Genomic DNA, 9,404 nt, shown 5'->3' with positions numbered 1-9,404 from the left:
AGGGTGGGGCCTGCGTGGAGGCGCTGCGGCTGTCCTCGGGGGTCGCGATCCGCGACCACCCGACCGGGCGAGAGGGACGCGCTGCGGGAGGGGCGGTGGAGGGGGTGGCTGCGGAAGGGGGCGTTGCGGGTGATTTTCAGACTGCCAACGGCGCCCGGCCATGAGCCCACAGAGTCGGCGGTCGGAAAATCATCCAGCCCCCGGAGCGGCCACCCCCGGAACCGCCCCGCACCCACCCTCCCGAGAGCCCCCACCCCCCACAGAACCCACACCCCCACACCCCCCGAACACAAAAGAGAGCGCCCCCTCCCCAACCCGAAGGTCAGAAAGGGGACGCCCTCAAAGGCCCTGCTACAACCTCAGTTGTCGCCGTCCTCGTCGATCAGGAAGCCCCGCATCGGCGCCGGAGCCTGCTGCATCGGCTGCGGCGGCTGCGGCCGGACGGCCGCCATCGGCTGGGTCATCCCGGCCGGCTGCATCTGCGGCGCACCGGTGTTGCCACCGCCCTGCCCGCCGAAGCTCGGCGCCGGGGCGTTCCCGCCGAAGGAGCTCTGCCCGCCGAAGGACGGCGAGCTGCCGCCGAACGACGGCTGGTTCCCGCCGAAGGACGGTGCCGAGCCCATCGACCCGCCCCCGGCCGGTGCCATCGACGAGGCCGCCGGCGGCAGCGACGCGGTGGCGGGGATCCGCGGCGGCGCGAGCGAGTCGTCGGCCTGCGACTCCAGCTGACGCAGCTGGGTCTCCAGGTACGACTTCAGGCGCGTGCGGTACTCACGCTCGAACGCCCGCAGGTCCTCGACCTTGCGCTCCAGCGTGGCCCGCGCGGACTCCAGCGACCCCATCGCGACGCGGTGCTTCTCCTGCGCGTCCCGCTCCAGGGCGTCGGCCTTGGCCCGGGCGTCGCGCTCGAGACCCTCGGCCCGGCTGCGCGCCTCGCCGACGATCTTGTTGGCCTCGGAGCGGGCCTCGGAGATCGCCTGGTCGGCGGTCTGCTGGGCGAGTGCCAGCACGCGGGCGGCGCTGTCGCCACCAGGGCCCTGCTGCTGCATCGGGCCGCCGAGCGGGCCGCCCATCTGCTGCGGCGGACCGCCCATGGGGCCGCCCATCGGCTGCATCTGCTGCTGGCCCATGCCCTGGCCCATCGGGTTGCCCATCTGCTGCGGGCCACCGGGACCGCCCATGGGCTGGAGCATCTGACCACCCATCGGCTGGACCAGCTGCTGCTGACCGCCCATGGTCTGGTTCATCTGCTGCGGGCCGCCGGGGCCCATCGGACCGCCCTGGCCGGCGGGCAGCTGCGGCGCGCCGGACGGCAGACCGAGCGGCTGGTTGCCCATCTGCTGCTGGGGAATACCGGGGCCCATCTGCTGCGGACCGCCGGGGCCCATCTGCTGCGGACCACCCGGACCCTGCTGGCCGGGGACCGGCGGACCGGATATGGCGGCCGGGACGGGAGCGGCCGGACGCTGGGCGTCCTGCGGCGGCTCCTTCCGCATGTTGGCCTGGTTCTGCGCGGCGGCGCGAGTCGCGGCGGCCAGCTTGGCGCGCAGGTCCTCGTTCTCCCGGAGGAGGCGGGTCAGCTCCGCCTCGACCTCGTCGAGGAAGGCATCGACCTCGTCCTCGTCATAGCCTTCACGCAGGCGGACGGTCGTGAACTGCTTGTTCCGAACGTCCTCGGGGGTCAATGGCATCTCTTCACCTCAACGTGATCGTCGGCACACCGGCATCCTGTCGCATCGCTCACCTACGACTAGGGGTGCACAAGCGAGATCAGGACATACACAATGATCATCAGTACGAAGAAGGACAGGTCGAGCGCCACGCCCCCGAAACGCAACGGCGGGATGAACCGCCGAAGAAGCTTGAGCGGCGGATCCGTGACAGTGTACGTGGCCTCCAGGACCAGGACCATGGCCTTGCCGGGCCGCCACGAACGCGCGAACTGGAAGACCCAGTCCATGACCAGCCGAACGAGCAGGAACACCAGGAAGACGGTCAGGGCGTAGTAGAGCACCGCCCACACGATGTCCATCGCGTTTCCCTCTCCCCGGTCCCGGGCCCTAGGGCCTGCCGCTCGTCACCTGTCGCCAACCACTGTTGATCAGATCCACACGTAAAGTCGTGGCCGGGTCAGCTCTGGTTGAAGAACCCACCCTCGGCGATCCGAGCCTTGTCCTCCGCCGTGACATCGACGTTAGCAGGCGACAGCAGGAACACCTTCTGTGTCACGCGCTCGATACTGCCGTGCAGACCGAAGACGAGTCCAGCGGCGAAGTCTACGAGCCGCTTCGCGTCCGTGTCGTCCATCTCGGTCAGATTCATGATCACGGGGGTGCCGCCGCGGAACTGTTCCCCGATGGTACGGGCCTCGTTGTAGGTTCGGGGGTGCAGCGTGGTGATGCGGTAGGGCTCTCGTTCGTTCACTACCTTGGGCATGATCACCGGTGCGCTCTTCTCCAGGTTGTGGCGGCGTTCGGGTGTGATGGACGACACTGGGGCCATCCTCGGGGTCTCCTGCCGGATCGGCACCGCCGCCGGGACCGGCTGGGGAGTGATCGAGGAGACCGGGGCGGGTGCGGGAGGCGCTGCCGGCCGGGGGATGTCCTCGGTCCGCTGCCCGGTACGGATCGGCTCGGGGTCCGCGTCGTAGTCGTCGTCGGGGTCGTACCCCTGGCCGTCGTACGTCTCGTCCTCCACGAGGCCGAGGTAGACCGCCATCTTGCGCATCGCGCCGGCCATGCTCCTGTCTCCTCCGCTTGTGGTGGACCACCGGCTCCGACTCAACGGCTTTGGGCCACCCGCCCTGCCTGCGGATTCCGCGGTCCGCCCACGACGGCTCGTCAAGGCGACGCGCCGTCAGAGTTCTGGGTTGGGGGCCGCGGAGCTGCGATCCACGGTTGGCTAGCGCTTCTGAAAGCTGCTAGTTTCTGTCCTATTTTGTCCTGCAGTCTGATCTACTTACTCGGTGACGTTACCTGAGGGGTGACCTCACTCCGAGTACCGCCGTTCCGACGCGCACGTGTGTCGCCCCGGCGGCAATCGCCTGCTCAAGGTCACCGCTCATCCCTGCGGAGACCATGGTGGCAGCCGGATGGGCCGCCCGTACGGCGGTTGCGATTTCCGCCAGCCGATCGAAGGCGCGAGCCGGGTCTCCGGCCAGCGGACCGGCCAGCGGAGCGACGGTCATCACACCGTCCAGGCGGAGCCCGGGCGTGTCGGCGATCGCGTCGGCGAGTTCCGCGACGTCCTCCGGGGCGACCCCGGCCCGGTGCTCGCCTTCACCGTGCTCCTTGTCCAGCGCCACCTGCACCAGGCAACCCAGCTCGGGGCGGCCGGACTTGAGCACGGCCGCCGAGAGCGACTCGACCAGCCGCAGCCGGTCCACCGAGTGCACGTGGTTCGCGTACCGGACGACCGAGCGGACCTTGTTGGTCTGCAGCTGCCCGACGAAGTGCCAGTCAAGAGGAAGGTTTCTGCACTGCTCCGCCTTGGGCGCGGCGTCCTGGTCGCGGTTCTCCGCGACGTCCGTCACCCCCAGTCCGGCCAGCAGCGCGGTGTCCTCGGCCGGGTAGGTCTTGGTGACGACGATCAGGGTGACGTCCTCGCGCGGACGTCCGACGGCCGCACAGGCGTCCGCGATCCGGCGCTCGACCACCTCGAGATTGGTCCCGAGCTCCTCGTACCGGGCGCGCTGGCCCTCCGTCAGCGCCGCCGCGAACTCGCTGCTCCCCGGGAACGGTCCGTAGATGTCGTTCGTCATCAGTGATCAGAGCCCAACCAGACGTAGCTCGCGAGCCGGCCCGTGCGCTGCTCGCGACGATAGGAGAAGTGATCGGCGGATTCGAGGGTGCAGACCGGTGACCGCACCAGCTCGGTGACCCCCGCCGCGGCCAGCTGGGCCGCGACTCCCTCCGGCACGTCCAGCGCCGGGGTCCCCCAGGAGGTCTCGGCGAAGGCCGCCGGGACGACCTCGGCGACCTCGGCGCGCAGCCCGGCCGGCACCTCGTAGCAGCGGCCGCAGACCGCGGGGCCGGTGGCGGCGGTGATCCGCGCCGGCTCGGCCCCCAGTCCGACCATCGCCTCGACGGCCGCGGTCACCACTCCGGCCGCCAGTCCGGGTCGGCCCGCGTGGGCCGCGCCCACCACGCCCGCCACCGGGTCGGCCAGCAGCACCGGGGTGCAGTCCGCGGTCAGCACCGCGAGCGCGAGCGGCCGGTCGGTGACCACCGCGTCCACCGTCGGGGCCTCCCCCAGCGGCTGGCGCTCCGTCACCACGGCCACCTCGGCGCCGTGCACCTGGTTCATCCAGACCACGTCGGCCGGGTTCAGCCCCAGCTCCCGGGCCGCGATCGCCCGGTTCTCCCGGACCGCCTCCGGGTCGTCCCCGACCGCGCCACCGAGGTTGAGCTCCCCGTACGGCGAAGTGCTCACCCCGCCCCACCGATCGGTGAAGGCGAAGTGAGCACCCGCGCGGACCGCGTGATCGATCACTTAAGGAAGTCCGGGACGTCGAGCTCCTCTGCCGGGCTCTCCACGAACGGCTGCCGGGCCGGCTGCACCTGCGGCGGCACCGGAGCGGAGGCGGTCGTGGTGGCCGGGGTCTCGGCGGGACGCGACGGGGCGGCCGGGGCCTCCCCCTCCGAGCGGGACGTCACCGAGCCGATGCTCCCGTACGACGGACGGCCGGCCGGACGCTCCGGGGCGGCCGGCGGAGTGGCCGGGGCGGCTGGGGTGGTGGACTTGACCACCGGGTCGCGGACGATCGCCGGCGGCTGGCCGCCGTCGAAGCCGGCCGCGATGACGGTGACCCGCACCTCGTCGCCGAGCGCGTCGTCGATGACCGCACCGAAGATGATGTTGGCCTCGGGGTGGGCGGCCTCGCTGACCAGCTGGGCCGACTCGTTGATCTCGAACAGGCCGAGGTCGGAGCCGCCCGAGATGGACAGCAGCACGCCGCGGGCGCCGTCGATCGAGGCCTCCAGCAGCGGCGAGGAGATCGCCATCACGGCGGCCGCCTTGGCGCGGTCCTCGCCGCGGGCCGAGCCGATGCCCATGAGCGCCGAACCGGCGTCCGACATGACGGACTTGACGTCGGCGAAGTCGAGGTTGATCAGACCCGGGGTGGTGATCAGGTCGGTGATGCCCTGGACACCGGAGAGCAGGACCTGGTCCGCCGAGCGGAACGCGTCGAGCACGCTGACCTGGCGGTCCGAGATGGACAGCAGTCGGTCGTTGGGGATCACGATGAGGGTGTCGACCTCTTCGCGCAGGGCGGCGATGCCGTCCTCGGCCTGGTTGGCCCGGCGACGGCCCTCGAAGGTGAAGGGGCGGGTGACCACGCCGATGGTCAGGGCGCCCAGCGAGCGGGCGATGTTGGCGACGACGGGCGCGCCGCCCGTGCCCGTGCCACCGCCCTCGCCGGCGGTCACGAAGACCATGTCGGCCCCCTTGAGGACCTCCTCGATCTCCTCGCGGTGGTCCTCGGCGGCCTTGCGGCCGACCTCGGGATTGGCGCCGGCGCCGAGGCCCCGGGTGAGTTCACGGCCCACATCGAGCTTGACGTCGGCGTCGCTCATGAGGAGGGCCTGCGCATCGGTGTTGATCGCGATGAACTCGACGCCCTTGAGACCGACCTCGATCATCCGGTTGATGGCGTTGACACCACCGCCGCCGATTCCGACGACCTTGATGACTGCGAGGTAGTTCTGCGGTGCTGCCACGTCGAAGGCCTCTCGCCTCGAATTTCCGGGTCGGCCCGGCCCGACGGTGGGCCGTACCGACGGATGTCGATGGGTAGGGAGCCTGGTTTCTGACTGAATGTCCGAAATGCCGACCGCCGACCCCAACCCTAAACTTGACCTTTAGGGTTAGTCCTGTGCCTCCGTCACATCACCAACGGACACAGTCTGGTGACACAGGACACTAGGTGGCTCCGGGCACGTGTTTCAACGAACACGCCGAGCTTCCCTTTTTCTTTTGAGCCTATGTGATCATCGGCCGGCAATGGAAACCGGGGTGACCACCAAGGGTCGGGCCGACACTTCGAGGCGTCAACCCCTCCCTCGGGCAAGAATCTAGCGGATCAGCCCGACACCGCCGGCGCCTCCGGCGCCGTCACGTCGAACAGGGTGCCCTTCTGCTTCAGCAGCGCCACCAGCACCCGGGCCTTCCGGTCGGTCTGTTCGGGACTCCCCCAACGCACCGTCGCACCCCCGCTGAGCTGCAGTTCGATGTCGTCGTAGGAGTGCACGAGGACCGATCCGGCCCGCTTGGCGATCTCCGGCGGGAGTCCGGCGGCCACCGCCACCGCGCCCTGCACCAGCTGCGCCCGGGAGATCACCCCGTCCGCGTCCTTCGCGGGCTGACTGAGCCGCAGCTCCACCACCGGCACGCCCTGCGGCGGAGCCGCCTCGGTGGCGAAGCTCACGCCGGTGGCATCCACCTGGGTGAACTGGCCGTCGTCCCCCTTGACGGCGGCCACCGCGGTCCGCTGCACCACCTTGACCTGCAGGGTGTGCGGCCAGCCCCGCCACACCTCGGCCTTCGCCACCCGGGGGATCGTCTCCACCCGGTGCCGGACGCCGTCCAGGTCGACCCGGGCCAGCGGGCCGTCGGAAAGCCCGCCGACCGCCGCGCGGACCTGGTCCGACGTCAGCTTCTCGTCCGCCGTGCCCTGGACGGCGACATCGCGCACGTCCAGCACCGAGGAGAAGAACACCACCCAGGCCAGCACGCCCAGCACCGCGGCCCCGAGCACGCTCAGCACCACGATGCCCCGCCGGGAGAGCCGGAGACGGGGAGCGGACTCCTCGTCTTCGAAGTCCTCCTCCTCATGGGGGTACCCCCGGCCGGAGGCTGGGGGAGGGTCGGCGAGCCGGCCGTCACCCACGGCGGCGACCATCCCGGTGGGCCTGGATCGCCTCGTACACCATGGCGACCAGCAGGTCGTCGGCGTCCCGGCGGCCGAACTCGGCGGCGGCGCGGCTCATGTCCCACAGCCGCTGCGGGTCGGTGAGCACCGGCAGCACGTTCTGCAGCACCCAGTCCGGGTTCAGCTCGGCGTCGTCGACCAGCAGGCCGCCGCCGGCCTTGACCATCGGCTGGGCGTTCAGCCGCTGCTCGCCGTTGCCGATCGGCAGCGGCACGAAGGCGGCGGGCAGCCCGACGGCGGCCAGCTCGGCCACCGTCATGGCGCCGGCCCGGCAGAGCATCAGGTCGGCGGCCGCGTAGGCGAGGTCCATCCGGTCGATGTACGGCACCGGGCGGTACGGCGGCATCCCGGGGACGTCCGCGACCTGCGGCAGCTCGTTCTTCGGGCCGACCGCGTGCAGGATCTGCACGCCGTACTGCTGCAGCCGCGGGGCGATCGCGGTGACCGTCTCGTTGAGCCGGCGCGCGCCCTGGGAGCCGCCGGAGACCAGCAGGGTGGGCAGCCGCTGGTCGAGGCCGAAGTACTGGCGGGCCTCCGGCCGGGTGGCGTTGCGGTCCAGGGTGGCGATGGTCCGGCGCAGCGGGATGCCGATGTACCGGGAGTCGCGCAGCTTGCTGTCGGGGGTGGAGACCGCGACGAAGTCGGTGTAGCGGGCGCCGATCTTGTTGGCCAGGCCCGGGCGGGCGTTGGCCTCGTGCACGACGATCGGCACCCCGGCCCGCTTGGCGGCCAGGTAGGCGGGCATCGCGACGTAGCCGCCGAAGCCGACCACGGCGTCGGCGTTGACCCGCTCGATGATCTCCTGGGCGGCCCGCACCGTCCCGCGCAGCCGCCCGGGGACGGTGATCAGCTCGGGGGTGGGCTTGCGGGGCAGCGGCACCGCCGGGATGAGCTCCAGCTGGTAGCCGCGCTCGGGCACCAGCCGGGTCTCCAGCCCCTTCTCGGTGCCCAGGGCGGTGATCCCGATGGACGGGTCGTGCCTGCGGAGGGCGTCCGCGAGGGCCATGGCCGGCTCGATGTGACCGGCGGTCCCCCCGCCGGCGAGTACGACATGCACCGAAATTCACCGCTCCCTGCGTGCCGGCCCGGGGGCCGGGCGCGCTGTGGTTCGTCGTCGTGGCAGCACCCGGGCCAGTCGCTTCCTGATCCGGGAGTTCTTGCTCCGGGCGGCCAGGGCCGCCTTCGCGCCCGAGGAGCTGCGTGCCAGGCACAGCAGCACTCCGATCGCGGACATGGCCGACAGCATGGCGGACCCGCCGTAGGAGAACAGCGGGAGCGGGACGCCCGCGATGGGCAGCAGTCCCAGCGCCGACCCCAGGTTGATCATGGCCTGCGCCATGATCCAGGTGGTGGCGGCTCCCGCGGCGTACCTGACGAAGGGATCCTTCGTACCGATGGCCACACGGATACCCGCGTAGCCTAGTGCCGCGAAGAGACCGATCACCGACAGCGTCCCCACCAGCCCCAGTTCCTCGCCGGTCGCGGCGAAGATGAAGTCGGTGTGCGCCTCGGGCAGCTGGCCCCACTTCTCCACGCCGGCGCCCAGGCCGGTGCCGAAGCCGCCGCCCAGCGCGAACGAGTAGACGCCGTGCAGGGCCTGGAAGCAGGCGCCCTCCGGGTCGAGCTTGGTGACGCCGATGCAGCCCAGGCGCTCGGCCCGGTGCGGGACGGTGATCACCAGGGCGGTGCAGACCACGACCGCCACCCCGAGGGTGGCCACGAACAGCCGCAGCGGCGCGCCGACCATCCACAGCAGCGCGAACACCATGGCCACCAGGATCATCGAGGTGCCCATGTCGCCGCCGATCATGATCAGCGCGAGCAGCAGCAGGGCGCCCGGCACCAGCGGCACCAGCAGGTGCTTCCAGGAGGTGAGGGTGCCGGCCTTCTGCTTGCGGGCGAGCAGGTCGGCGCCCCAGAGCACCAGCGCGAGCTTGGCGAACTCGGAGGGCTGGAACTGGAAGAACCCGAAGTCCAGCCAGTTCTGGTTGCCGTTGATCCGCACCCCGATGCCGGGCACGGCGACCAGCGCGAGCGCGCCGATCACGCCGAACATCACCGGGTAGACGATCACCCGCAGCACGGCCACCGGGACGGAGGCGAAGCCGACCAGCAGGACCAGGCCGAGGATGGCCGCGATCAGCTGCTTGAGGAAGTAGTACTGCGCGGTGTGGTGCTGGTTCAGCGCCAGGATCTGCGAGGCCGAGAAGACCATCATCAGGCCGAGCACGACCAGCAGCAGGGTGGTTCCGACCACCAGCAGGTACGGCGTGAGCGGCCGGTCCAACCAGTACCGGACGCGGGCCCGGAAGGCCCGCAGCCGTCCAAGCGGACCGGCCGACTTGTACTTGGTCGTGGTGGCGGAGATCACTCGCCACGGCTCGGCGGCGTCCTGCTTCGTCACGCCGGAATCCGCCCTGCCCTGCCCCGCCACCGCTCCCCGCTCCTCTTCATGCGGCTCGTTCGCCTCCGG

Annotated in this window: 9 protein-coding genes; all 9 read right to left on the bottom strand. The window is 71.1% G+C overall.

Translation table 11 applies throughout. The features are described from left to right. Positions 1-359 precede the first annotated feature (359 nt). The 9 genes from ACWCYO_RS19340 to ftsW all read right to left on the bottom strand — a co-directional run bounded on the left by ACWCYO_RS19340 (position 360) and on the right by ftsW (position 9,335). Complete coding sequence (locus ACWCYO_RS19340; protein WP_449784863.1) at positions 360-1,691, bottom strand: DivIVA domain-containing protein; 1,332 nt, start codon at positions 1,689-1,691, stop codon at positions 360-362. A gap of 59 nt (positions 1,692-1,750) precedes the next feature. Beyond that, positions 1,751-2,032 carry a YggT family protein gene (locus tag ACWCYO_RS19335; protein ID WP_030282903.1) on the bottom strand — a complete coding sequence of 94 codons (282 nt, stop codon included), beginning with the start codon at positions 2,030-2,032 and terminating at the stop codon, positions 1,751-1,753. A gap of 98 nt (positions 2,033-2,130) precedes the next feature. Further along, positions 2,131-2,739 (bottom strand): cell division protein SepF, encoded by a 609-nt coding sequence (locus tag ACWCYO_RS19330; RefSeq protein WP_270147526.1) that lies wholly within the window; start codon positions 2,737-2,739, stop codon positions 2,131-2,133. Between the two features lie 232 nt (positions 2,740-2,971). Beyond that, a complete protein-coding gene (locus tag ACWCYO_RS19325) occupies positions 2,972-3,760 on the bottom strand; it encodes a YggS family pyridoxal phosphate-dependent enzyme (RefSeq protein WP_270147524.1) in 789 nt (262 codons plus the stop codon). Continuing rightward, positions 3,760-4,491, bottom strand: coding sequence for a peptidoglycan editing factor PgeF (pgeF, locus tag ACWCYO_RS19320; protein ID WP_270147522.1), 732 nt, complete (start codon positions 4,489-4,491; stop codon positions 3,760-3,762). The genes ACWCYO_RS19325 and pgeF overlap by 1 nt, the downstream gene beginning before the upstream one ends. Further along, positions 4,488-5,720, bottom strand: a complete 1,233-nt coding sequence (gene ftsZ / locus ACWCYO_RS19315; RefSeq protein ID WP_270147521.1) for a cell division protein FtsZ — start codon at positions 5,718-5,720, stop codon at positions 4,488-4,490. The genes pgeF and ftsZ overlap by 4 nt, the downstream gene beginning before the upstream one ends. Positions 5,721-6,082: 362 nt before the next feature. Further along, complete coding sequence (locus ACWCYO_RS19310; protein WP_449784862.1) at positions 6,083-6,901, bottom strand: cell division protein FtsQ/DivIB; 819 nt, start codon at positions 6,899-6,901, stop codon at positions 6,083-6,085. Further along, a complete protein-coding gene (gene murG / locus ACWCYO_RS19305; protein WP_270147518.1) occupies positions 6,882-7,988 on the bottom strand; it encodes an undecaprenyldiphospho-muramoylpentapeptide beta-N-acetylglucosaminyltransferase in 1,107 nt (368 codons plus the stop codon). The genes ACWCYO_RS19310 and murG overlap by 20 nt, the downstream gene beginning before the upstream one ends. A 6-nt stretch (positions 7,989-7,994) precedes the next feature. Further along, positions 7,995-9,335: a putative lipid II flippase FtsW gene (gene ftsW / locus ACWCYO_RS19300; RefSeq protein ID WP_391489566.1), complete on the bottom strand. Its 1,341-nt coding sequence runs from the start codon at positions 9,333-9,335 to the stop codon at positions 7,995-7,997. Positions 9,336-9,404: the final 69 nt, after the last annotated feature.

The sequence above is a fragment of the Kitasatospora sp. NPDC001683 genome, from assembly GCF_053596495.1.
This window is presented reverse-complemented; position numbering and strand designations above follow the sequence as displayed.

Bases quoted from the DNA above. Each gene is read 5' to 3' on its own strand.
- ACWCYO_RS19340 (WP_449784863.1), bottom strand. From the start codon at position 1,691: ATGCCATTGACCCCCGAGGACGTTCGGAACAAGCAGTTCACGACCGTC.
- ACWCYO_RS19335 (WP_030282903.1), bottom strand. From the start codon at position 2,032: ATGGACATCGTGTGGGCGGTGCTCTACTACGCCCTGACCGTCTTCCTG.
- ACWCYO_RS19330 (WP_270147526.1), bottom strand. From the start codon at position 2,739: ATGGCCGGCGCGATGCGCAAGATGGCGGTCTACCTCGGCCTCGTGGAG.
- ACWCYO_RS19325 (WP_270147524.1), bottom strand. From the start codon at position 3,760: ATGACGAACGACATCTACGGACCGTTCCCGGGGAGCAGCGAGTTCGCG.
- ACWCYO_RS19310 (WP_449784862.1), bottom strand. From the start codon at position 6,901: ATGGTCGCCGCCGTGGGTGACGGCCGGCTCGCCGACCCTCCCCCAGCC.